The sequence below is a fragment of the Caballeronia glathei genome, assembly GCF_000698595.1.
GTDB classification, from domain to species: Bacteria; Pseudomonadota; Gammaproteobacteria; order Burkholderiales; family Burkholderiaceae; genus Caballeronia; species Caballeronia glathei.
The window spans coordinates 105,162-129,907 of record NZ_JFHC01000001.1 but is presented as its reverse complement, the minus strand read 5'-3'; the positions used below and the strand labels follow the sequence as shown (position 1 = coordinate 129,907).

Below are 24,746 nucleotides of genomic sequence, written 5' to 3'. Positions count from 1 at the left end.
GCGGCTTTTCTTTTTCCTCGAGCGACATCGCCCGCCACGATCTTCCGGCCGCCCTCGTCGCCGCCTATCGGATAGATAAATTTTATCGAATTCGAAATGAGAATAGCTTTTGATATTCTCACCTCCATGGGCCGCGAGCGCCCGACCAACGAGGAAAGCCATGCGTCAGATCGCCAACTTTGCAGGAAGCCAGACGGCCCACTTGTCCGCGACGTATCGCGAGGCGCGCTGTGTCGTCGCCGACGTGCTGGCGAGTTTCGCCCGCGTCGCGTAAATCAGCCGCCGTCCCGCCAAGTCCGTTCCCGAATCCCGATAAAAACAGGAGTAGCACAATGACCGACCGAATCCTCACCACGGCAGCCGGCGCACCCGTCGGCGACAACCAGAATTCGCAGACGGCCGGCCGGCGCGGCCCCGTCACGTTGCAGGACTTCTGGCTGATCGAGAAGCTCGCGCACTTCGACCGCGAAGTGATCCCCGAGCGCCGCGTTCACGCGAAGGGCTCGGGCGCCTTCGGCAAGCTCACGGTCACGCACGACATCTCGCGCTACACGAAGGCCAGGGTGTTTTCGCAGATTGGCAAGGAAACGCCGCTTTTCATGCGCTTTTCGACGGTGGCCGGCGAGCGGGGCGCCGCCGACGCCGAGCGCGACGTGCGCGGCTTCTCGATCAAGTTCTACACGGAAGAGGGCAACTGGGACGTCGTCGGCAACAACACGCCCGTGTTCTTCATCCGCGATCCGCTGAAGTTTCCGGACTTCATCCACACGCAAAAGCGCGATCCGTACACGAACCTGCGCAGCAATGTTGCGGCGTGGGATTTCTGGTCGCGGCATCCTGAATCGCTGCATCAGGTGACGATCCTGATGAGCGATCGCGGCATTCCGCAAAGCTTCCGCCAGATGCACGGCTTCGGCTCGCACACGTTCTCGTTCATCAATGCGGACAACGAGCGCTTCTACGTGAAGTTCCACTTCAAGTCGCAGCAGCCGCTCGAGAACTTCACCGATGCAGAAGCGTCGGCGGTCGTCGCGCGGGATCGCGAGAGCGCGCAGCGCGATCTCGTCGGCAACATCGATCGCGGCAACTTTCCGCGGTGGAATTTCCGCATTCAGGTCATGTCCGAAGCCGACGCGGCAGCCTGCCGCATCAATCCGTTCGACGTCACGAAGGTCTGGCCGCACAAGGATTACCCGCTGATCGACGTCGGCGTGATCGAGTTGAACCGCAACGCGGCGAACTATTTCGCGGACGTGGAGCAGTCGGCGTTCACGCCGGCGAACGTGGTGCCGGGCATCGGCTTCTCGCCGGACCGCATGTTGCAGGGGCGGCTCTTCTCGTACGGCGACACGCAGCGCTACCGGCTCGGCATCAATCACCATCAGATTCCGGTGAACGCGCCGCGCGCGCCGGTGGCCAATGCGTTTCACCGCGACGGCGCGATGCGTGTGGACGGCAACCACGGCGGGCGCGTGAACTACGAGCCGAACCGCTTCGGCGACTTCGCGCAGGACGCGAGCGTGAACGAGCCGCCGCTCGCGGCGGGCGCGGTCGAGCGCTACGACCATCGCGAGGACGACGACTACTACAGCCAGCCGGGCGCGCTGTTCCGTCTTTTCAGCGATGCCGAGCGCGAGCGTCTTTTCGGCAATATCGCGCGTCATATCGACGGTGTGCCGGAGGAGATCGTCGCGCGCCAGCTGGAACACTTCCGCCGCGCTGATCCGGCCTATGCGCAAGGGGTGGCAAGCGCGCTCGCGGCGCTTCGCGAGCCGGCGCAGGCCGCAGCGAAGTAACGCGCGGGCAGGCGCGCGGGCAAGCGTGCGGGCAAAGCGCGCGCGCAATCACCGACTCAAGGAGAACGACCATGACACAGGCGCTGATGGCAATCGAACAGGCCGCATTCCGGATCGAAGCGACGAGCCGCAACGCGTCGCGCGGCGTGCGCGTCGCGCTCGGTTTCGCGATCGTCGCGGCCGGCTATGGCGTGATCGTCGCGGCGGGGATGCTCGGCGCCGGGTGACGGGCATGCGGCGTGTCGCCGCGACGCGCCCGCAATGCTCCTCGGGGCCCCGCCGCGCAACGAAGTGCGGACGTTTCTAAGATAAACTGTCGGACGCTCGAACGGCCGCGCCCGGGCAACCGGCAGCGCGGCGCGTTCGCACCGTTCGTATCACTCTCTCAAGGAGTCATCATGGCGAAGAAAGGCAGTGCACCGGCTGTGAATATCGGCATCAGCGACAAGGACCGCAAGAAGATCGCCGACGGACTGTCGCGTCTATTGGCGGACACGTACACGCTCTACCTGAAGACGCACAATTTCCACTGGAACGTCACGGGCCCGATGTTCAACACGCTGCACCTGATGTTCGAGACGCAATACAACGAACTGGCGCTGGCTGTCGATTCGATCGCGGAGCGCATCCGCGCACTGGGCGTGCACGCGCCGGGCAGCTACAGGGAATTCGCGAAGCTGTCGTCGATTCCGGAAGCCGACGGCGTGCCGGCCGCGGAAGAGATGATCCGCCAACTGGTGGAAGGACAGGAAGCGGTAGTGCGCACCGCGCGCGAAATCTTCCCGGCGACCGAGGCCGCGAACGACGAACCGACCGCCGACCTGCTCACACAGCGCATGCAGACGCACGAGAAGACCGCGTGGATGCTGCGCGCGATGCTGGCCTGACGCACGCAACGCGCTTCTGACCTGCTGGTTCTGAAAACCCCCGCAGTCCTTCCGGCTGCGGGGGTTTTGTTTTGGATTGCGCCGGGGGCGGCGTGCCCTGAATCGCGCTGCTCTAAAATAGCCGGATCGTTTCAACCGGCCACGCCCATGTTAGCCCGTCTTCCGCTGTACCTGCGCCTCGTGCGCCTCGACAAGCCCATCGGCAGCCTGCTGCTGCTCTGGCCGACGCTCAACGCGCTGTGGATCGCATCGGGCGGCCCGCCGTCGCCGATGCTGCTCATGATCTTCGTGATCGGCACGATCCTGATGCGCTCGGCGGGCTGCGCGATCAACGACTACGCCGACCGCGATTTCGACCGCCACGTGAAGCGAACCGAGAACCGGCCGATCACTTCGGGCAAGATCAAGGCGTGGGAGGCCGTCGCGCTGGCGGCGGCGCTCTCGCTGATGGCGTTCCTGCTGATCCTGCCGCTCAACACGCTCACGAAGGAGCTGTCGGTGTTCGCGCTCTTCGTCGCGGGCACGTACCCGTTCACCAAGCGCTTTTTCGCGATTCCTCAGGCTTACCTCGGCATCGCGTTCGGCTTCGGCATTCCGATGGCGTTCGCCGCCGTGCAGGACCAGGTGCCCCCGCTCGCATGGATCATGCTGGCGGCGAACGTGTTCTGGTCGGTCGCCTACGACACCGAATACGCGATGGTCGATCGCGACGACGACATCAAGATCGGCATCCGCACATCGGCGCTGACGTTCGGCCGCTACGACGTGCTCGCCGTGATGCTCTGCTATGCGGCGACGCTCGCGATCTACCTCGGGATCGGCATCGCGCTCGGCTTCGGCTGGCTGTACTGGCTCGGCTGGCTCGCCGCGGCGGCGTGCGCGGTGTACCACTACGCGCTCATCCGCAACCGCGAGCGCATGGCATGCTTCGCCGCTTTCAAGCACAACAACTGGCTGGGCGGCGTGCTGTTCGCGGGGATCGCGCTGCATTACGCGGTATCGGCGTAGGCGCCGAAGTGCTGCGCACCACGCACCACGCACGACGCACCACGCACCACGCACCACGCACCACGCACCACGCACCACGCACCACGCAAAAAAAAGCCGTTCCGGCTCGTCCCGGAACGGCTTTTTCATTCGCGGACGGGCGAGCGTCCCGTTTCTCTCAGGCCGCGCCCAGTCCGGTGGTCCAGTTCCGCCGCTCAGGCCGCGCCCAGTTCGTCGCCCATTTCCTTCGCGCGCGCATCCGCGGCCAGCGCGCCGCGCACGATCGCTTCCTTCACACCCGCCGCTTCGAACGATGCCAGCGCCGCCGCCGTCGTGCCGCCCTTCGATGTCACGCGCTCGCGCAGCACGCTCGCGGGTTCGCCCGATTGCGCCGCCAGTTGCGCCGCCCCGGTGAACGTCGCGACCGCGAGCGCGCGGCCCTGTTCCTCGTCCATGCCGAGGCGGCGCGCGGCTTCCTGCATCGCCTCGATGAAATAGAACACGTAGGCCGGGCCGCTGCCCGAGATCGCGGTGACGGCGTCGATCTTCGCCTCGTCGTCGAACCACACGGCCGAGCCCACCGCTTCCAGCACCTTCGACGCCAGCGTCTTCGCCGCGTCGTCCACGCCCGGCAGCGCCGCGAGCCCGGTCACGCCCATGCCGATCAGCGCGGGCGTGTTCGGCATCGTGCGCACGATCCGCGCGTAGCCGCCAAGCCAGCGCGACAGGTCGCTCGCGCGAATCCCCGCCGCGATGCTGATGACAAGCTGCCTCGAAAGATGCGGCTTCAGCGCCTGCGCGACGTCTTTCAGAACCTGCGGCTTCACCGCGAGCAGGATCGCGTCGAAGCCGGCGAGCATCGCGTCGATCGCCGCGCCCGTTTCGATGCCGAACTGCTTTGCGGTGCGCGCGCGGGCTTCGTCGTTGATGTCGACCGCGTACAGATCCGCCGGCGCCACGCCGCGCTTGATCAGGCCGCCGATGAGCGCAGCCGCCATGTTGCCGCCGCCGATGAATGCAATTTTCATGTCAATCCGGTGTACGTGAAGGTGAGGGTGAAGGTCAGTGTGAATAGTCGCGCGCGCCGAAGATCGCGGTGCCGATGCGCACCATCGTCGCGCTTTCGAGCACGGCCGCTTCCAGATCCGCCGACATGCCGATCGACAGCGTGTCGAGTTCCAGCCCGTCGGCGCACAGCGCGTCCATCAGCGCAGAGAGGCGCGCGTGCGGCGCGCGTTGTGCCTCGAGCGTCGCGGCGGGTTCGGGAATCGCCATCAGGCCGCGCAGCCGCAGACCGGGCAGCGCCGCGATCTGGTGTGCGAGCGAGGCGGCCTCGGCGGGCTCGACGCCGCTTTTCGATTCCTCGCCGCTCACGTTCACCTGCAGGCAGACGTTGAGCGGCGGCGCGCCCGGCGGACGCTGGTCGGACAGCCGCTGCGCGATCTTCAGGCGATCGACGGACTGCACCCAGTCGAAATGCTCAGCGACGACTTTCGTCTTGTTCGACTGAAGCGGCCCGATGAAATGCCATTCGAGCTCGCTGCGCAGGTCGCTGAGCGCCGTGATCTTCGCGACGCCTTCCTGCACGTAGTTCTCGCCGAACGCGCGCTGGCCCGCCTCGAAGGCGGCGCGCACGTCTTCGGCGGGGAACGTCTTCGAGACGGCGAGGAGCTTGACGGAGGCGCCGTCGCGCGAGGCGCTTGCTGCCGCCTTCGCGATGCGCTGCCGGACTTCTTCGAGATGCTGGGCGATATGAGACGAGGACATGGCACACGTGCGGCGAATTGCGACCCGGCAATTATACGGAGGCGCCGCCGGCCGGGCCGTTCGCGAATTCATCCGTAAAGGAGATGTTCGAGCAGCTGGATCCAGTGGGTGACGGGCGTCGACGTGCCGCTCTGCAGATGCGCGATGCACCCGACGTTCGCCGACACGATCAGCTGCGCCTCGAGTTTTTCGAGACGGTCGAGCTTCTGGTTGCGCAGCGTGTACGCGAGTTTCGGCTGAAGCACCGAATACGTGCCCGCCGATCCGCAGCAGAGATGGCTGTCGGCGGGCAGGCGCACTTCGATGCCGAGCGCCGTCAGCAATTGCTCGACCTGTCCGCGAATCTGCTGGCCGTGCTGCAGTGTGCACGGCGGGTGGAACGCGACCGTGTGCACGCCGCGGCGTCGCGCGAGGGTCACGAGCTCGTCCTCGTATTGCGGCAGGATTTCCGCCAGGTCGCGCGTCAGATCGACGATGCGGCGGGCCTTCTCCGCATAGTCCGGGTCGTGGCGCAGCAGATGCGCGTATTCCTTCACCGTCGCGCCGCAGCCCGACGCATTCATCACGATCGCCTCGACGCCGTTCTCGACATAGGGCCACCACGCGTCGATGTTGTTGCGCGCGTCCTCGAGCGCGTCCTCGTTGCAGCCGAGATGCAGGCGGATCGCGCCGCAGCAGCCCGCATCGGGCGCCGTGACGATCTCGATGCCGAGCGCATCGAACACGCGCGCGGTCGCCGTGTTGACGTTGGGCATCATCGCGGGCTGCACGCAGCCGGAAAGCATCAGCATCTTGTGCTCGTGATGGCGTGTGGGCGCGGCAAGCGGCTTTTCCTGCAATGGAATCTTCGCGCGCAGCTTTCTCGGCAGAAACGGGCGGAACTGCTGGCCGAGCTTCATCGCGGGCGTGAAAAGCGTGCTGTTCGGCAGGAAACTCGCAAGCAGCCGGCGCTGCAGGCGCTGGCCGAGCGGCCGCTCCACCTTCTCCTCGACGATCTTTCGCCCGATCTCCACGAGGCGCCCGTATTGCACGCCCGATGGACACGTGCTTTCGCAATTGCGGCAGGTGAGGCAGCGGTCCAGATGCAGTTGCGTGCTGCGCGTGACGGGCGCGCCCTCCAGCATCTGTTTCATCAGATAGATGCGCCCGCGCGGGCCGTCGAGTTCGTCGCCGAGCAACTGGTACGTCGGGCAGGTCGCCGTGCAGAAGCCGCAATGCACGCACTTCCTCAGGATGGCGTCGGCTTCGTCGCCATCCGGGGTGCCGCGGATGAATTCGGCGAGATTGGTTTGCATCGCGTGGGTTCGCCTTCGGCTCAGAAATCGGGATACAGGCGTCCGCGATTGAAGATGCGGGCGGGATCGAAAGCGGCCTTCAGCCCGCGATGAATCTTCATCACGGGCGCGGGCAGCGGCGTGAAGACGCCCGCATTGCGGTCGTACGCGGCGCCCGAGCGGAAGATCGTGGCGTGGCCGCCGGCCTGCTTCGCGCTGATGCGCACGGTCTGCGGATCGGTGTCGGTGATCCACCAGCGCTGCGCGCCGCCCCATTCCATCAGTTGCGCGCCGGGCAGATGCAGCGGCTCGGCAATCGAGGGCAGCGCGAGGCGCCAGAGCGCCGCCTTCGGCTCGATGACCGCGAAGAACGGGTCCGTCTGCTCGCGCATGGCGATCCAGAAGCGATCGGCCTCGACGGCGTCCACCACCTCGCCGCCCAGCGACGTGCGCGCGGCCTTCACGGCCGCCTCCGCGCCCGCGAGACGCAGCGCGAGCGTGCCGTCGCGCCACGCGCTGCCGCTGATCGGCAACGGATGGCCGCCCCATTCGTTCAGCTTGCGTACGCCGTCGGTGGCGTGCATGTCGAACTTGAGCGTCGCTTCGGCGACGGGTCTCGGCAGCACCTTGATCGACAGTTCCAGGATCAGCCCGAGCGTGCCGAGCGAGCCGGCCAGAAGCCGCGACACATCGTAGCCCGCGACGTTCTTCACCACCTGCCCGCCGAAATGCAGCACCTGGCCCTGTCCGTTCATGACGACCGCGCCGAGCACGAAGTCGCGCGGCGCGCCGGTCCACGCGCGGCGCGGACCCGCGATGCCCGCCGCGATGCAGCCGCCGATGGTCGCGTCGCGCCCGAAGTGGGGCGGCTCGAACGGCAGCATCTGGTTGCATTCCCTGAGCGCCGCTTCGACCTGCGCAAGCGGCGTGCCCCCCTTCACGGTGATGACGAGTTCGGCCGGATCGTAGGCGACGATGCCGCGCCACTCGCGGGTGGCGAGCACCTCGCCCTGCACGGTTTGCCCGTACCAGTCCTTCGTGCCGCCGCCACGGATGCGCAGCGGCTCCTGGCGCTCGGTGGCGCGGCGAATCCGTTCCGACCAGCCGGCGACGATGTCGTCCTGTTCCATGGTGTCCTGCTTCTCGTGGCTCGTCGATCGATTGTAGCGGCCGTGCCCGGCCGCAACACTCGGTGAAACGTGGATAGGCGCGGGCCGCGCGTTCAGAAGCGCGGAATATCGGGATGTGGCAGCAGGCCTCCCCGGATGTGCATCTTGCCGTACTCCGCGCAGCGCGCGCGGGTCGGGATGCCCTTGTCGGGGTTGAGCAGCCCCGGCGGATCGAACGCGCGCTTGACCGCATGAAACGCGTCGCGCTCCTCGGGCGAGAACTGCACGCACATCGAATTGATCTTTTCGATGCCCACGCCATGCTCGCCCGTCACCGTCCCGCCCAGCTCGACGCACGTCTCCAGAATGTCCGAGCCGAACGCCTCGGCGCGGTGCCACTCGTCGAGATCGTTGCCGTTGAAGAGAATCAGCGGATGCATGTTGCCGTCGCCGGCGTGGAACACGTTGATGCAGCGAAGCAGGTACTTCTTCTCCATCTCCTCGATGCGCGCGAGCAGCGGCCCGATCGCGCGGCGCGGCACGGTGCCGTCCATGCAGTAATAGTCCGGAGAAATGCGGCCGGCCGCCGGAAACGCGTTCTTGCGGCCCGACCAGAACTTGAGCCGCTCGGCTTCGGAGCGCGAAATCTGGATGCGCGTCGCACCGTGCTCGCGCAGCACGGCCGTCATGCGCACGATTTCCTCGGCCACTTCGTCGTAGGTGCCGTCGGACTCGCAGAGCAGGATCGCGGCGGCGTCGAGGTCGTAGCCCGCGTTCACGAATTCCTCGACGGCGCGCGTCGCCGGCTTGTCCATCATTTCCAGCCCGGCCGGAATGATGCCTGCCGCGATGATCGCGGCGACCGCATTGCCGCCTTTCACGACGTCGTCGAAGCTCGCCATGATGACCTGCGCGGTCTGCGGCTTCGGGATCAGCTTCACCGTGATTTCGGTGACGACCGCGAACATGCCTTCGCTGCCGATCAGCACCGCGAGCAGGTCGAGCCCCGGCGCGTCCGGCCCGAGCGAGCCGAATTCCACGATATCGCCTTCCATCGTCACGGCGCGCACGCGCATGACGTTGTGCACGGTGAGGCCGTATTTGAGACAGTGCACGCCGCCCGAATTCTCGGAGACGTTGCCGCCGATCGTGCAGGCGATCTGCGACGACGGATCGGGCGCGTAATAGAGGCCGTAGGGCGCGGCGGCTTCGGAAATGGAGAGATTGCGCACGCCCGGCTGGACGGTCGCGGTGCGGGCGTACGGATCGACTTCGATGATCTTCCGAAAGCGCGCGAGCGACAGCACGATGCCGTGGCGGATCGGCATGGCGCCGCCGGAGAGTCCCGTGCCGGCGCCGCGCGGGACGACCGGCACATCGAGCCGCGCGCAGATCTGCAGGACGCGCTGGACCTGCGCCTCGGTTTCGGGCAGCGCCACGGCGAGCGGCAGGCGGCGGTAGGCGGCGAGGCCGTCGCATTCGTACGCCGCGGTGTCTTCCTCGCGAAACAGCAGGCAATGCGTGGGCAGCACGGCCATCAGCGCCTGCACGACTTCGCGCTGGCGCTGTTCCAGCACTTCGGGCGTAAGCTCCGCAGCGTTCATCTCTCCTCCCGGCGCATGGTTTTCTGAGATCGGCTTCTGGGTGGCTCTGAAGCTATCTTGCGCGCTTGTTTGCGCCGCGTCGATCCGGCTGAGTACGGTGCCGGATCGCGCGGGTTTCACGTGTGGCTCGCGTCTGCCTCGCGTTTGCCTCGCATCTGCTTATGCGGCCGCGGCGAAAATCTTGCCTGGATTCATCAGATTTTTCGGGTCGAGCGCCTGCTTGATGGACCGCATGACGCCGATCGCGTCCTCGCCGTGCTCCTCCACCATGAAGCCGATCTTGTGCATCCCGACGCCGTGCTCGCCCGTGCAGGTGCCGTTCATGCGCAGCGCGCGCTGCACGATCCGGTGATTGATGCGCTCGGCTTCCTCGAACTCCTCGGGTTTCGACGGATCGAGCAGCATCGCGACGTGGAAATTGCCGTCGCCCACGTGGCCGACGATCGGGCACGGCAGCGTCGACGCCTTCAGGTCCTGCTCCGTTTCGACTACGCATTCCGCGAGCCGCGAAATCGGCACGCAGACATCGGTCGTCACGGCGCGGCAGCCGGGCTTCAGTTGCAGCATCGCGAAATACGCGGCGTGGCGCGCGTTCCAGAGACGGCTGCGGTCTTCCGGGCGCGTCGCCCATTCGAAGTCGGCGCCCGAATTCTGCGCGACGATCTCCTGCACGATCCCCGCCTGTTCCGCGACGCCCGCTTCCGAGCCGTGGAATTCGAAGAACAGCATCGGCGATTCGCGGAACGTGAGGTTCGAGTGGCGGTTGATCGCGCGCACGGCGAGCGAGTCGAGGAATTCGACGCGCGCCACCGGCACGCCCATCTGGATGGTTTCGATGACGGCGCGCACGGCGTCGCCCATCGAAGGAAACGCGCATACCGCCGCCGACACCGCTTCCGGCTGCGGATAGAGCCGCACCGTGATTTCGGTGATCACCCCGAGCGTGCCCTCGGAGCCGACGAACAGGCGCGTGAGGTCATACCCCGCCGACGACTTGCGCGCCCGCGTGCCGGTCCGGATCACGCGGCCGTCGGCGAGCACGACGGCGAGCGCGAGCACGTTCTCGCGCATCGTGCCATAGCGCACGGCGTTGGTGCCCGAGGCGCGCGTCGCCGACATGCCGCCGATGCTCGCGTCCGCGCCCGGGTCGATGGGGAAGAAAAGGCCGGTGTCACGCAGCGCTTCGTTCAGCTGCTTGCGCGAGATGCCCGGCTCGACGGTGACGGTCAGGTCTTCGGCGTTGATCGCGAGCACCCGGTTCATGCCGGAAAGATCGATCGACACGCCGCCCTGCACCGCGAGCAGATGGCCTTCGAGCGACGACCCGTTGCCGTAGGGGATGATCGGCACGTCATGCTGCGCGCAGAGCTTCACGACGGTCTGCACGTCCTCCGTGCTCTGTGCGAAGACGACGGCGTCGGGCAGTTGCGGGTCGAAGGCGGACTCGTCGCGGCCGTGGTGCTCGCGCACGGCGTCGGACGTCGACACGCGCTCGCCGAACGCGGACCTGAGCGCGTCGAGCAAGGCGGCGGGAAACGGGCGGCGGATGGCCTCAGGCAAAGCGGGATGATTCACGTTGTGTCTCCGGGCTTCGGATGCAGGACGCGTGTCCTGCCCGATCTTTGGATTTTTGGGATTTCTGGGATGGCTGGCTCTGGCGCCTCAATCGAGCGCTTAATGTGGGCACTTCGGACATTCCGGACATTTCGACTGCATTTTACGCCCCATCGACCCTTGCCGGGCGGGGCGCGCGCGGCACCTATAATGAACCGCCGGAGTGAGCACGCTCCGCGCGCAACCGAGGAGACGCGATGGGCAACCGCTTGAGCAAGATCGCAACCCGCACCGGCGACGACGGCACGACCGGTCTCGGCGACGGCAGCCGCGTGCAGAAGGACGACGCGCGCATCACGGCGATCGGCGACGTCGACGAACTGAATTCGCACCTCGGCGTGCTGCTGTGCGAGCCGCTGCCGGACGACGTGCGCGCCGCGCTCGTCGAGATCCAGCATGACCTGTTCGATCTCGGCGGAGAGTTGTGCATTCCCGGGCATTCGATGATCGAGGACCAGTATCTGGCGCAACTCGATGCGTGGCTCGCCGCGTACAACGCCACGCTGCCGCCACTCGCGGAGTTCATCCTGCCGGGCGGATCGCGGGCGGCGTCGCTCGCGCACGTGGGGCGCACGGTCTGCCGGCGCGCGGAGCGCTCGATCGTGGCGCTCGGGCGCGTCGACCGGGTCAACAGCGCGCCGCGCCAGTACGTGAACCGGTTGTCGGACCTGCTGTTCGTCTTCGCGCGGGTGCTGAACCGGGCCGATGGCGGCAGCGATGTCCTGTGGAATCACGAGCGGCGCAAGTAGGGCGCCGGAACAGGCAGCAAGACGGGCACAGAAGCACGCGCGTACCGGATGCGACAAAAACGCGCAATAAGGGCGCCCTTAAAACATGTAGTATGAATGCATCTTTTAAGGAGAACCCTGAATGACCGCCCTGACCGCCGACCAGATCGCCCGCGTGAAAGCCACAGCTCCCGTTCTCGCCGAGCACGGCGCGAACATCACGAAGCACTTCTATAAGCGGATGTTCGCGCACCATCCCGAACTGAAGAACCTGTTCAACCAGGCGCACCAGCAAAGCGGCGGCCAGCCCGAGGCGCTTGCGCGCGCGGTCTACGCGTACGCGGCGAACATCGACAACCTGGGCGTGCTCGGCGGCGCCGTCACGCATATCGCGAACAAGCACGCGAGCCTCAACATCCGCGCGGAGCACTACCCGATCGTGGGCGAGAACCTGCTCGCATCGATTTCGGAAGTGCTCGGTGACGCCGTCGACCCGGCGACGCTCGACGCCTGGGCCGCCGCCTACGGTCAACTCGCCGGCATTCTGATCGGCGCGGAGCAGAACCTGTATGACGGCGCGGCGTGGAGCGGCTTCCGGCCGTTCGTCGTGATGCGCAAGGAAATGGAGAGCGACGAGATCACGTCGTTCTATCTGAAGCCCTCGGATGGCGGCAAGGTGTGCGATTTCACGCCGGGCCAGTATGTCAGCGTGAAGCGCTTCGTGAAGGCGATCGGTGTCGATCAGCCGCGCCAGTACACGCTTTCCGACGCGCCGAACGGCCAGTGGCTGCGCATTTCGGTGAAGCGCGAGCGACCGGCCAACGTGCCGGCCGGCCACATCTCGAACGGTCTGCACGACGGCGTCGAGGCGGGCTCGATCGTCGAGGTGAGCGCGCCGATGGGGGAGTTCACGCTCGACCGCGCGAAGACGACGCCCGTCGTGCTCATCAGCGGCGGCGTGGGCATCACGCCGATGGTGTCGATGCTCGCGTCGCTTGCGGGCGAAGGCAGCGCGCGGCCGGTCGCGTTCGTGCACGCGTGCCGCCACGGACGCGTGCATGCGTTCAGGCAGTGGGTGAACGAGATCGTCGCGGCGCGCCCGAACGTGTCGCGCACGGTGTTCTACGAAGCGGCGGGGGGCGAGGACCGGCAGGGCGTCGATTTCGACTTGGTCGGCCGCATGGATCTGTCGAAAGTGGCCGGCAAGGTGCTTCTGCCCGACGCCGATTACTACGTCTGCGGCCCGGTTGAATTCATGCGCGCGCAACAGCAGGCGCTGATCGCGTCGGGCGTCGATGCCGCGCGCATTCACACCGAAGTGTTCGGCTCGGGCGGGCTCGAATGACTTTCTGACGTACACGGCAAATGTAAAAACGGCTGCGAACTTCGCAGCCGTTTTTACGTTGCACGCTTGTCTTCACGTTCCCGCTGCGCGGGATCGCGCGCTCAGTTTCCCCCGCCGCGCACCACGCGCCGCTGCTTCACGCTTTCAGCGAGGCCTTCCAGCACCTTCACGCTTTCGTCCCAGCCGATGCACGCATCCGTGACGCTCTGCCCATAGGTAAGCTCGCAGCCTTCCTTCAGGTCCTGCCGGCCGGCGACGAGATGCGACTCCACCATCACGCCGACGATGCGCTCGTCGCCGCCCGCGATCTGCCGCCCGATGTCTTCGCAGACCGGGATCTGGTTCTCGTGCTTCTTCGAGCTGTTCGCGTGGCTCGCGTCGATCATTAGGCGCGCGGCCAGTCCCGCCTTGCCGATGTCGCTGCAGGCGGCGTTCACGCTCTCCGCGTCGTAGTTCGGCGTCTTGCCGCCGCGCAGGATGATGTGGCAGTCCTCGTTGCCGGCCGTCGACACGATCGCCGAATGCCCGCCCTTCGTCACCGACAGGAAATGGTGCGGCTGCGACGCGGCCTTGATCGCATCGACGGCGATCTTCACGTTGCCGTCCGTGCCGTTCTTGAAGCCGACCGGGCACGACAGCCCCGAAGCCAGTTCGCGGTGCACCTGCGATTCCGTCGTGCGCGCGCCGATCGCGCCCCACGAGATCAGGTCGGCGATGTACTGCGGGCTGATCATGTCGAGGTATTCGGTGCCGGCGGGCAGCCCCAGTTCGTTGATGCGCAGCAGCAGTTCGCGGGCGGCGCGCAGGCCTTCGTTGATCTTGAAGCTGTTGTCCATGTGGGGGTCGTTGATGAGCCCCTTCCAGCCGACCGTCGTGCGCGGCTTCTCGAAATACACGCGCATCACCACTTCGAGTTCGCCGGCGAAGCGCTCGCGCTCTCCGATGAGACGCCCCGCGTATTCGAGCGCTGCCTTGGGATCGTGGATCGAGCAGGGCCCGATGATGACGATCAGGCGGTCGTCCATGCCGTGCAGGATGCGGTGCATCGAGCGGCGGGCGTTGTAGATCAGCTCCGATACGGGCTCGGCGCAGGCGAATTCGCGGATCAGGTGCGCGGGCGGGGTGAGTTCTTTCAATTCTCGGATACGGACGTCGTCGGTGTTGTGCGGGGGCATTTCGTTTCTCCAGAACGCGTTTCGGGTCGCGTGTTCTTGTCGGATCAGTGGGTGTCGGTAAAAAAGGGCATAAAAAAACCGCCAGACTCGGCTGGCGGTTTTTCGGGAATTCCGGGTTCTGCTTACTTACGACTCACCCCTCTCGATCCGCCAGCGGCTTGAGATACCAAAAGAAATAAAAGTAAAACTTGGCGGACATGACGGGGTTCGGAACTATCGTCGAAAAGAGGTGAGTGCCTTTATAACCTCAACGAGGCGCGATTGACAAGCCGAAGGCGGTAAAAACGCGGATATCCCGCATGAATCACGATAAGACCGCAGGAAACCTGAGTGACTCGTGCGGCAATCCCGCACGGCGTTTTGGTACGCCGCGGGGAATTTCTTCTTTAAACCGTGCCGCCGACCGTCATCTTCTCGATGCGCAGCGTCGGCTGGCCGACGCCCACCGGCACGCTCTGGCCTTCCTTGCCGCATACGCCGACGCCCGAGTCGAGTGCCATGTCGTTGCCGATCATCGTCACGAACTTGAGCGATTCCGGACCGCTGCCGATCAGCGTCGCACCCTTGACCGGGTAGCTGATCTTGCCGTTTTCGATCATGTACGCCTCGGACGCCGAGAACACGAACTTGCCGTTGGTGATGTCCACCTGGCCGCCGCCGAAATTGACCGCATACAGGCCGTTCTTCACCGACGCGAGGATTTCCCCCGGGTCCTTGTCGCCGTTGAGCATGTAGGTGTTGGTCATGCGCGGCATCGGCAGCGCGGCGTAGGACTCGCGGCGCGCGTTGCCCGTCACCGGCATCTTCATCAGGCGCGCGTTGAGCGAATCCTGGATGTAGCCCTTGAGAATGCCGTCCTCGATCAGCGTCGTGCACTGCGTCGGGTTGCCTTCGTCGTCGATATTGAGCGAGCCGCGGCGATTCGGCAGCGTGCCGTCGTCGACGACCGTCACGCCTTTCGCCGCCACCCGCTCGCCGATGCGCCCCGCGAACGCCGACGATCCCTTGCGGTTGAAGTCGCCTTCGAGCCCATGGCCGATCGCCTCGTGCAGCAGCACGCCCGGCCAGCCCGGCCCGAGCACGACGGTCATCGCGCCCGCCGGAGCGGGGCGCGCTTCGAGGTTCACGAGCGCGGCGTGCACGGCGTCGTCGACATATTTCGAGAGGACCGCGTCGGTGAAATAGCCGTAGTCGAACCGTCCGCCGCCGCCGCCCGTGCCGATTTCGCGGCGTCCGTTCTGCTCGGCGATCACCGTGACCGAGACGCGCACGAGCGGCCGGATGTCCGCGGCGAGTGCGCCGTCGCTGCGCGCGACGAGCACGACGTCGTATTCGCCGGCGAGGCCCGCCATCACCTGCGTGATGCGCGGGTCGCGGCCGCGCGCCATCTGCTCGACGCGCTCGAGGAGCTTCACCTTGGCGGTGGCGTCGAGCGAGTGGAGCGGGTCGGCGGGCAGGTACAGGTCGCGGCCGGAGACGCCCGTGAGCGAGCTCGCCGACTTGATCTTGTGCTTGCCGCCGCCCGCCTTTGCGATCGCGCGGGTGGCGATCGCGGCCTGGCGGATCGCGTCGGGGGAAAGGTCGTCGGAGTAGGCGAAAGCCGTGCGGTCGCCGGACACTGCGCGCACGCCGACGCCCTGGTCGATGCTGAAGCTGCCCGATTTGACGATGCCTTCCTCGAGGCTCCACGCCTCGCTGCGGGTGGCCTGGAAGTAGAGGTCCGCGTAGTCGACCTTGTGCGTGAAGATTTCTGCGAGTGTGCGCGTGATGAGCGCCTCGTCGAGCCCATAGGGCGTGAGCAGAACGTCCTTTGCGGTGACGAGGTTGCGGATGCCGGGTTCGATGATGTTCATGCGGTGCCTGTGGCTCAATCGGTGACGTGTATGACTATTCTAACGTCGGTGTCTGGGGAGCTATCTGCGGGGAAAAAAGCGCGCTTTCAAGCCCGGATGATGTTCAGCCTAGCACGCGGTGCCGGTACGCCGGCAGGCTCTGCCTGACCGACGCGATGCGCGCCGGATCGATCGCGCCGGCCACGACGCCCGCGCCTTCCTCGCGCACGTCGACGATTTCGCCCCACGGATCGATCAGCATGCTGTGGCCCCATGTGCGGCGGCCGTTCTCATGCCTGCCGCCTTGCGCGGCGGCGAGCACGTAGCACTGGTTCTCGACGGCGCGCGCCTTGAGAAGCGTCTCCCAGTGGGCGCGGCCGGTCGTGTAAGTAAACGCCGAAGGCACGACGATCAGCGCGCAGTCGCCCATCTGGCGGTACAGCTCGGGAAAGCGCAGGTCGTAGCAGACCGACAGCCCGACGCGGCCGAACGGCGCCTCGAACGTGCGCACTTCGGAGCCGGGGCAGATCGTGCGGGCTTCGTCGAACGATTCCTCGCCTTTTTCGAAGTTGAAGAGATGAATCTTGTCGTAGCGGGCGGCCTGTCTGCCGTCCGGATCGAACACGAGCGTGGTGTTGAGCACGCGCGAGGGCTCCGGTGACTGGAGCGGCAGCGTTCCGCCGATCACCCAGACGCGATGCTCGCGCGCCGCCTCCGACAGAAACCGCTGGATCGGGCCGTCGCCGGGCGTTTCCCGGATGGCAAGCTTGTCCGTGTCCTTGAAGCCCATGAAGCAGAAATATTCGGGCAGGAGCACGAGTTGTGCACCGCCGCGCGCCGCTTCCGCGATCAGCCGGCCCGCCTCGGCCAGATTGCGTTCGAGATCGGGCGCGCTGACCATCTGCAGCGCGGCCGCCCTGAACGGCACGGTCTGGCTTTCGCTTGATGTTTCGCTCATGTCTCGCGTTCGGGTGCGTCGAAAAGGGTGCGTCGAAAAAGGGCTGAAACCCGCGCCGTGAAGCCACGTCACGTCACGGAGCGACGGCGGCAGCAGGAGCTTCGATCTTACCCTGATCCCCGTGGACCCGCTGGATGACGGGTTTCGACCAGGAACCGGTGATGGAGTAGTCGCGGGAGAAGGCGAGCCCGATCGACTTCGACAGCAGGATATCGGCGAGGAGCGTGCCCAGGCCGAGCAGCGGATTGATGACGGCGGCGCCCAGTGCGACGGTGCCGGCGCTGATCGTCGGGATGACGCTCGCGTTCAGGTTCTGCGTCTCCTTGGGCAGATTCACCATGCCTTTCAGTTCGACGCGCGCGGGCGACGTGACCATCGTGAAATCGTTGGTGCGGCCGATGCCGTTCTGGATAGTCGCCGTGCCGGAGATTCTGTCGAACGGCAGCCCCTTGCCGACGACATCCTGGAAATTCAGCGTGAGCAGGTGCGCGAGGCTCTGCAGGCTCAGCACGCCGAGCAGTTTGGCCGCGCCCGGCTCGACTTTCAGGATCTGCCCGTGACGCAGCTCGACGTCGAGGCTGCCGTTGAGCGTCGGCAGGTCGAGGGCGGCGGGGCTGCCGTCCCAGTCCGCCTTGCCCGACACGATCCCGCGGCCGGCGTTCATCGTGCGCGGCAGGCCGAAGCGGTCGAGCAGTCGCCCCGTGTCGTCGAGGTCAAGCTTGAACTCCAGCGCGGTGTGGCGCGGCGGATCGTCGTCGTCGGACGGGGCGTGCGCGCCGGCGAGTGGGCGCCAGTTCGCCGTCGCCGTAAGCGTGGCTTCCGGGTTTGCGAATCGCAGCCGGTCGAGCCGCCAGACCGGCACGCCGCTCTCCACCTCGTTGTGCGCGTTGACTTCCAGCTGACCGACCGGGCGCCCGCGAAAGACCACTTCGTTCACGATCAGATCGATCGACGGCATGTTGCGCGGCGGCTTGCGGATCACCTGTCCGACGAGGTCGTTTTCCGCCTTCTCCGGAATCACCACCTTCGCGAATCGCGCGACGAGCGCGCCGGGGCTGCCCTTCGTCGCGCCCGGCGTCCACGCGACGTAACCCGATACCTGGTTCGACGCGATGTTCGCTTGCCACATGCGGTCGGTCTCGCTCGCGCCGATCACGACGTTCTCCCAGTGTCGGTTGAGCAGCTTGAGCGTGGTGAAGTGAAGGGCCAGGCGCGTGGGCAGGAACTGCTTCAGGTTTTCGTTCATGGCCGGCGGCTGGGCCGCTTTCTGCGCCTGCGGCGACTGCGCGGGGTTCAGCCCGGCGATCAGCTTGCGCCATGCGTCGGCGTCGAGTTCGTTCAAATCGACGGCCGCCTCCACGCCCTGCGAAGGAAGATCGGCCGGCTTGTTCACGCCGATCGCGCCGCGCACGACGTTCAGCTGCGTCTTGCCCGCCTGCTGCAGCAGGTAATGCGCCGCCACGGGGCCGAGCGTGAGACGGGCGTCGTGACGCCCGGCGGTGTCGCCCACCACGGGCTCGAAGCTGAAGGCGAACGGCATCGGCGTGCCCTGCGCCTTCGCGAACGGGGCGGGGAAGTCGAGGCCGAGGCCGGTGAGATCCGATTTCGCCTCGATGCGCGGCAGCGCGTTCTTCGCGCCGCTCACGTGCAGTTCATAGGGCGCGGTGCCGCTCACGCGCTTGAGGATCTGCGCCACCTGCGGATTGATGCGGATGTTCATGCCTTGCGCTGCGTCCGCGCCGATGCGGCCGTTGACGTTCACCGCGTAGCTGCCGTCCGGGTTCACGCCGCCATTGCCGCGCACTTCGCCGCCCAGAAAGCGGCCGCTGAGGTTGTCCAGCTTGACGGTCTTTTCCGCGAAGCTCGCCCGCCCGCGCAGGTTCGAGAGCGGGGGCAGGTCGGCGTAGGCGAGCTCGTTGCCGTTGAACGTGAGGGAGCCGTCGTAGTCGACGTGCGGCTTCGGCAGCCGCACGCGCGGAATGCCGAGCTTGAGCGCGAGCGTGGCGTCGCCGCTCGCGCGCACCTTGCGGGCGGCGTGCTTCGAGAGGATGCCGAGCGAGCTGTCGTCGACGTAGCGCAGCATGTCGGAGAGCGGGCCGTGGGCGCGGCCGTCGATCAGGAGCTTCGACTCGCGGTTGCCTGTGTCATCGATGCGCCCGGTCACGTGATCGAGCGCGACGCTGCGGTAGTGCGCGCGGTCGATGTCGAAACGCAGCTTGTTCTGCGCGAGCTGGAACTTGCCGTTGATGCCCTCGAAGCCCGGCCAGATGTTTGGCGTGCCGTTCGCCATCTTGCGCGGCGGAAAGGGCGTCGGGTCGAACTTGCCGCCCGTGAACGGCGCCTCGATGCGGAACACGCCTGCCTCGGGCACCTTCGCGTAGGGGAACCGGGTCAGGTCGCCGTGCACTTCGATCGTGCCGTTGCGCGATATGCCCGCCTGCAGCGCATGGCCGAGATAGATCCGCACGCGCTCGCTCAGGCTCGTCGGCAGGTAGCGCACGAGGCTCGTCACCTTCAGCTCGGCGACTTTCGCCTTCAGGTCGAGCGTGCCGCGCCCGTGGCCCTGGTTCCAGTAGTACGCGGTGACTTCGCCCTTCGCGTCGTCGTTTTTCACGCGCAGCGTTTCCAGATGCACCGTGAACGCCTTGCGCGGTTCGCCGGGCGCGGGGGCGTCGGCAATCGTCCAGCTTGCCCGGCCTTCGAGGGAATCGAAGGTGAGGCGCGGGTTGTCGAAGGCGCCCGGAACCGTGATCGCGGCCTGCTTCGTGTCGATGGTGAGGGTGCCCTGCGACTGGTCGGCGTTGATCCTGCCCCACAGGTTTTCGACGCCCGGAATGCCCACGCGCGGGTGGTTGTTCGCGGTGAGTCCCGGCGGCGGCTCCTGCGCCTGCACGCTGATGCCCTGCAGATCGGCCTTGACCGTGTAGCGCAGAAGCGGCTTCGCCGAGCCTTTGCTGTGCTCCTGCATGACTTCCTGCTCGGTCTTAGGCGGGGCACGCTCGGAGCTGAACGTGTAGTTGGACACGAGCCCGCGCGGATTGAACCTGACGAGATCGATCAGCGCCTTGCGCGGCAGCGGCAGCGCACGGGCGAATTCGGCGAGGATGCCGACATCGACCAGATCGCCCTCCACGCTGAACAGTTGCCCGCGGCCGACCGACGCTTCGCGGTAGCTGCCCGTGAGCGTCCTGAAATCGAGCACGCGGGAAACGGGCGTGCCGTCGTCGAGCGGCGCCTGGCCGAGTTCCGCGTGCAGGTCCGACATGTGCAGCGTGTATTCGCCCTCGCGGCGCTCGAGGCTCCAGCCGAAGTGCGCGCTCGGCAGGTCGAGGCGCGGCTGGGTCGGACGCACGCGCAGCGCGACGTTGACGCCGGTCAGGTCGCCGCTCGCACTCTGCATCTTGCCGCCCGCGAAATTGAGCCAGATGCGGTTGCCGAAGCGGCCGCTGTACATCTCGAACGGGATCTCCACGTAGTGCGCGAGCGTCGGCAGGTCCACCGGACCGGTCGACACGTAGGCGCGCCCGGTCCAGTGCGCGGGCGCCCCGACCGCCGCGAACGGCTGATGCCGGAAGTCGGCGCGAAAATCGAGCGGGCCGTGCAGCACTTCGCCGTCGGCGGGCGCCTGCAGTGCGAGGCGGTGGCGGATGCCGTCGTTGACGACCGCGAGCCGGATGCGCTTCAGCGCGATTTCGGGCACGCCGCGCTCCGCGTCGTGCCAGCGCAGCGTGCCGTCGCGCAGCACGATCAGCTGCTGCTTGAGCAGCCATGTCATGAAGGTGTTGTCGCCGGTGCGCCGCGTCGGCAGCGGCACGCCCGCGACGCTCAGCGACCCGTTCGCCGCCCGCGCGATGATGACGTCGGGCCCGTCGACGACGAGACTCGACAGCGTCGGCGCGAGCCTGAACATCGACTGCCACGAGAGCGTCGCGCTCGCGTGCGGCACGGCGAGGCCGGGGGAGCCGTCGGCGGCGTCGATGCGCAGGTTGTCGATGTCGAGCGACGGCTGCAGTCCCGACCAGCGCGCGGTGAGCCGTCCGATGCGCAACTGCGCGTGGATTTTCGACGAAATGATCTGCTCGATGCGCGGCCGGAAGGCGTCGATCTGTGGCAGAACGATGTAGCGCAGTCCGAGATAGGTGCCCGCCACCACGAAATACAGCACGACGGCGAGGGCGAGGACGATCTTGAAGGCGCGTGAAAGCAAGCGCTCGGCGTTACCGCGGGGCTTGGCTTGTCCAACTTCGGATGGGGTGACGGATTCCTTGGTGTCGGACATGCTGCTGCGGTTCGGCGATATGGTAGTTTTGCGTGTTTGACGTTCAAATGTAACACAGGGCGCTGCGCACAAGACCGCAAACGGTCCTTCGGGTTTAGCCGGAAAGCCAAGCCCACACGGCGTTTGCCGTGTTCCGGCAGGCGTTCGGCGCGCCGGCCTCGCGGCATTTAGCGCGCGAGGTGCCGCGCCGGGTCAAGCGTACGCACTTTCAGTGCCGTACATTAAAAAAGGCACGAAGCAGTTTCAGAAAGACACGAAGCAACCAGCGAGCCCCTCCTTCATGACCGAAGCAACCCTCCTCAGTTCCGCCTACTCCAGCTACGCCGGGCGCGCTTATGCGGCGCGCCCCGAATTGCCCTCGCAGGTCGCGCAATGGGCGCTCGCGCCCGTCACCCGCGCGTGGATCGAGTCGCGCTTCGTCGCGCTGTGCAGCACGTGCGCGACGGGCGGCACGCTCAACGAGCCCGCGCTCAAGGCAGCGCTGCGCCGCCTCAGGACGGAAGTGTTCTGCACCGTGATGGAGCGCGATCTCGCGGGGCGCGCCGACGTGGCCGAGGTGACCGGCGCGATGACCGACCTCGCCGAAGTCACCATCCAGCGGGCGCTCGCGGTGCTCTCGGCGGACCTGGAGACGCTCTTCGGCGAGCCGCGCGGACCGGACGGCGAGCGCCTGACGCTCGGCGTCGTGGGGATGGGCAAGCTCGGCGGGCGGGAGCTCAACGCGTCGTCGGACATCGATCTGATCTTTGTGTACGAGGAAGACGGCGAGACCGCCGGCGGCCAGCGCGCGCCGCTCACCACGCAGGAATTCTTCACGCGGCTCGGGCGCCGGCTGATCGGCGCGATCGCGGAACTCACCGAGGACGGCTATGTGTTTCGCGTCGATATGCGGCTGCGTCCGAACGGCGATTCGGGCCCGCTCGTGTGCAGCCTCGGCATGCTGGAGGAATATTTCTACGTGCAGGGCCGGGAATGGGAGCGCTACGCGTGGATCAAGGGGCGCCTCGTCTCGGAGGGCGGGAGCGATTCGGCGAAGCGTCTCGCGAAGCAACTCGATGCGATCGTCACGCCGTTCGTCTATCGCCGCTATCTCGACTATGGCGTGATCGCGGCGATCCGCTCGCTGCATCTGCAAATCCGGCAGGAGGCGCAGCGCCGCGCCTCGATGCGCCCCGACAAGGCCGACGACATCAAGCTCGGCCGCGGCGGCATCCGCGAGATCGAGTTCAGCGCGCAGGTGTTCCAGCTGATCCGCGGCGGCCAGGCGGCCGAATTCCGCATTCGTCCGACGCTTGCCGTGCTCGCGCGCGCGGCCGCGCACGGGCTGATCGCGCCGCCGGTGCGCGCCGCGCTCTCGGAGGCGTATCTGTTCCTGCGCCAGGTGGAGCACCGGTTGCAATACCGCAACGACGCCCAGACGCACGCGATGCCGGTCGCGCCGGAAGAGCGCGCGCGGCTCGCGAAGTCGCTCGGATTCGCCGACTACGCCGCGCTGATGGCGACGCTCGACGCGCACCGGGAAGCGGCCGAACAGCAGTTCGACGCGATTTTCGCCGACAAGGTGAACGGCCACGGCGGCTGCGGCGTGGCGGAGGATTCGGCGGCGTCGTGGATCTGGAGCAGCGCGCTCGCCGACGACAGCGCCGGGGAAGAGCTCATCGCGCGCCTTGGCGGGCTCGGCTTCACCGACCCCGCGGGCCTGCTCGCGCGCCTGACGAGCGTCTGGAATTCGTCGCGCTACGGCGGCCTGCCCGCGAAAAGCCGCGAGCGCTTCGACATCGTCGCGCAGCGCGCGCTGGAGGCGGCGCAGTCGATCGAGCCGCCCGAGCGCCGCGGCGACACGATCACGCGTCTCTTCGATCTGCTCGAGGCCATCGGCAGGCGCGGCGCCTATCTCGCGCTGCTCACCGAGTACCCGGCGGCGCTCGACCGTGTGCTGTCGGTGCTCGGCGGCTCGCGCTGGGCGGCGGGCTACCTGATCCGTCATCCGCAACTGCTCGACGAACTGCTCGACGACGAAGCGATCGCAAGCCCGTTCGACTGGCCGGAATTCAAGCGCTCGCTGCGCGCGCGGCTCGCCGCAGCCGACGGCGCCGAGCAGCAGATGGATCTGCTGCGGCATGCGCATCAGGCCGAGGTGTTCCGCATCCTGCTGATCGACCTGGCGGGCAGGCTCAGCGTCGAGCACGTGAGCGACCGGCTGTCCGAACTCGCGGACGCCGTGCTCGACGTGACCGTCGAAACCGTCTGGAAGCAGTTTCCGAAGCGGCATCGGGAGGCGCCGCGCTTCGCCGTGATCGCGTACGGAAAGCTCGGCGGAAAGGAACTCGGGTATGCGTCGGACCTCGATCTGATCTTTCTGCACGACGATCCCGACGACGCCGCCTCCGACATCTACGCGATGTTCGCGCGGCGCCTCATCACCTGGCTCACCTCGGCGACCGGCGCGGGCACGCTGTTCGACGTCGATCTGCGGTTGCGTCCGAACGGCGAGTCGGGCCTGCTCGTGACGAGCCTCGACTCGTTTCGCGGCTACCAGATCCGCGAAGGCGATGCGGCGAATACGGCGTGGGTCTGGGAGCACCAGGCGCTGTCGCGGGCGCGCTACTGCGCGGGCGACGCCGCGATCGGCGAACAGTTCGAGGCGATTCGTGCCGAAGTGCTGGTCATGCCGCGCGAACCGGGGCCGCTCGCGCGCGAGATCGTGGCGATGCGCGAGCGCGTCGAAGCCGGGCATCCGAACCGCACGCCGCTCTTCGACCTGAAGCACGACCGCGGCGGCATGGTCGATATCGAGTTCATCGTGCAGTTCTGGGTGCTGCTGCATTCGCGCGAGCACAGCGAGTTCATTCGCAACGCGGGGAACATTTCGCTCTTGCGCATCGCGTCGCAGTGCGGGCTGATCTCGGCCGGGGACGCGGAGACGGTCGGCGCGGCGTACCGGGTGTACCGGAAGCTGCAGCACAAGCTGAGGCTCGACGGGATGGAGAAGGCGCGCGTCGAGCCGGAGCAGGTGGAGGCGGAGCGGAGCGTGGTCACGGCGCTGTGGGAGCGCGTGTTCGGCGGGGTGGGCGAATAGGCTCGCTGCGGTTCTCCGCGGTTCGTAGTGGTTCCCCGCAGGTCGCGCGCCCAAGCCACTGCTTCATGTGCGCACGGCGCGCCGACGTTGGCCTGGGCGCGGCGGCCGCGCCCGGGCCATTCCGGGGCTCGGTCATGGCAAGCGCCACGTCTGCGCTTCGTGCGCGCGGTGCGCCGTCAATGGCTCGAGCGCCCGCGTCATCGGGGCTCCGTCACGGGCAAGCGCCGCATCTCACGGAAAGGAAAAAGCCCGGCGCTTAACTGCGTCCCAAAGGTTGGATGGGCGTCCAACTTTGCGGGACCCGTTCAGCGC

At 66.9% G+C, this 24,746-nt stretch carries 17 protein-coding genes; 7 read left to right on the top strand and 10 right to left on the bottom strand.

Annotation, left to right across the window (positions count from 1 at the left end; all coding sequences use genetic code 11):
- Window positions 1-332: 332 nt before the first annotated feature.
- The 4 genes from BG61_RS00610 (at window position 333) to ubiA (ending at window position 3,691) form a co-directional block, all read left to right on the top strand.
- Window positions 333-1,796, top strand: coding sequence for a catalase (locus tag BG61_RS00610; RefSeq protein WP_035941128.1), 1,464 nt, complete (start codon window positions 333-335; stop codon window positions 1,794-1,796).
- A 71-nt stretch (window positions 1,797-1,867) separates the two neighbouring features.
- Complete coding sequence (locus BG61_RS42670; protein ID WP_158447098.1) at window positions 1,868-2,023, top strand: hypothetical protein; 156 nt, start codon at window positions 1,868-1,870, stop codon at window positions 2,021-2,023.
- A 171-nt stretch (window positions 2,024-2,194) separates the two neighbouring features.
- Window positions 2,195-2,683: a Dps family protein gene (locus tag BG61_RS00605; RefSeq protein ID WP_035941126.1), complete on the top strand. Its 489-nt coding sequence runs from the start codon at window positions 2,195-2,197 to the stop codon at window positions 2,681-2,683.
- A gap of 147 nt (window positions 2,684-2,830) precedes the next feature.
- Complete coding sequence (gene ubiA, locus BG61_RS00600) at window positions 2,831-3,691, top strand: 4-hydroxybenzoate octaprenyltransferase (protein ID WP_035941123.1); 861 nt, start codon at window positions 2,831-2,833, stop codon at window positions 3,689-3,691.
- A 194-nt stretch (window positions 3,692-3,885) separates the two neighbouring features.
- Here ubiA and proC read toward each other — a convergent pair whose 3' ends face one another.
- From proC to BG61_RS00570, 6 genes are all read right to left on the bottom strand, one after another.
- Window positions 3,886-4,698: a pyrroline-5-carboxylate reductase gene (gene proC / locus BG61_RS00595; protein WP_035941122.1), complete on the bottom strand. Its 813-nt coding sequence runs from the start codon at window positions 4,696-4,698 to the stop codon at window positions 3,886-3,888.
- A gap of 34 nt (window positions 4,699-4,732) precedes the next feature.
- Window positions 4,733-5,437 (bottom strand): YggS family pyridoxal phosphate-dependent enzyme, encoded by a 705-nt coding sequence (locus BG61_RS00590; protein ID WP_035941120.1) that lies wholly within the window; start codon window positions 5,435-5,437, stop codon window positions 4,733-4,735.
- Between the two features lie 68 nt (window positions 5,438-5,505).
- On the bottom strand, window positions 5,506-6,732 hold the full coding sequence (gene glcF, locus BG61_RS00585) for a glycolate oxidase subunit GlcF (protein WP_035941118.1): 1,227 nt from the start codon (window positions 6,730-6,732) through the stop codon (window positions 5,506-5,508).
- Between the two features lie 20 nt (window positions 6,733-6,752).
- Window positions 6,753-7,841 carry a glycolate oxidase subunit GlcE gene (gene glcE / locus BG61_RS00580; protein ID WP_035941115.1) on the bottom strand — a complete coding sequence of 363 codons (1,089 nt, stop codon included), beginning with the start codon at window positions 7,839-7,841 and terminating at the stop codon, window positions 6,753-6,755.
- A gap of 92 nt (window positions 7,842-7,933) precedes the next feature.
- On the bottom strand, window positions 7,934-9,424 hold the full coding sequence (locus BG61_RS00575) for an FAD-linked oxidase C-terminal domain-containing protein (protein WP_035941114.1): 1,491 nt from the start codon (window positions 9,422-9,424) through the stop codon (window positions 7,934-7,936).
- A gap of 159 nt (window positions 9,425-9,583) precedes the next feature.
- Window positions 9,584-10,999 (bottom strand): FAD-binding oxidoreductase, encoded by a 1,416-nt coding sequence (locus tag BG61_RS00570; protein ID WP_035941112.1) that lies wholly within the window; start codon window positions 10,997-10,999, stop codon window positions 9,584-9,586.
- Between the two features lie 236 nt (window positions 11,000-11,235).
- Between BG61_RS00570 and BG61_RS00565 the strand changes: the two genes are divergently transcribed.
- The gene (locus BG61_RS00565) at window positions 11,236-11,787 is read left to right on the top strand and encodes a cob(I)yrinic acid a,c-diamide adenosyltransferase (protein ID WP_035941110.1); all 552 of its coding nucleotides are present in this window, start codon (window positions 11,236-11,238) and stop codon (window positions 11,785-11,787) included.
- A gap of 121 nt (window positions 11,788-11,908) precedes the next feature.
- A complete protein-coding gene (gene hmpA / locus BG61_RS00560; RefSeq protein WP_035941107.1) occupies window positions 11,909-13,111 on the top strand; it encodes an NO-inducible flavohemoprotein in 1,203 nt (400 codons plus the stop codon).
- 101 nt (window positions 13,112-13,212) lie between these two features.
- Here the strand turns inward: hmpA and aroG are convergent, their stop codons facing one another.
- The 4 genes from aroG to BG61_RS00540 form a co-directional block, all read right to left on the bottom strand.
- On the bottom strand, window positions 13,213-14,286 hold the full coding sequence (gene aroG / locus BG61_RS00555) for a 3-deoxy-7-phosphoheptulonate synthase AroG (RefSeq protein ID WP_035941106.1): 1,074 nt from the start codon (window positions 14,284-14,286) through the stop codon (window positions 13,213-13,215).
- 386 nt (window positions 14,287-14,672) lie between these two features.
- Window positions 14,673-16,139: a metalloprotease TldD gene (gene tldD, locus BG61_RS00550; protein WP_035941104.1), complete on the bottom strand. Its 1,467-nt coding sequence runs from the start codon at window positions 16,137-16,139 to the stop codon at window positions 14,673-14,675.
- 103 nt (window positions 16,140-16,242) lie between these two features.
- On the bottom strand, window positions 16,243-17,076 hold the full coding sequence (locus BG61_RS00545; protein ID WP_035941102.1) for a carbon-nitrogen hydrolase family protein: 834 nt from the start codon (window positions 17,074-17,076) through the stop codon (window positions 16,243-16,245).
- Between the two features lie 73 nt (window positions 17,077-17,149).
- Complete coding sequence (locus BG61_RS00540; protein WP_035941101.1) at window positions 17,150-21,355, bottom strand: YhdP family phospholipid transporter; 4,206 nt, start codon at window positions 21,353-21,355, stop codon at window positions 17,150-17,152.
- 220 nt (window positions 21,356-21,575) lie between these two features.
- On the opposite strand from BG61_RS00540, the gene glnE reads away from it, so the two are divergent.
- Window positions 21,576-24,434 (top strand): bifunctional [glutamate--ammonia ligase]-adenylyl-L-tyrosine phosphorylase/[glutamate--ammonia-ligase] adenylyltransferase, encoded by a 2,859-nt coding sequence (gene glnE, locus BG61_RS00535; RefSeq protein WP_075584108.1) that lies wholly within the window; start codon window positions 21,576-21,578, stop codon window positions 24,432-24,434.
- Window positions 24,435-24,746: the final 312 nt, after the last annotated feature.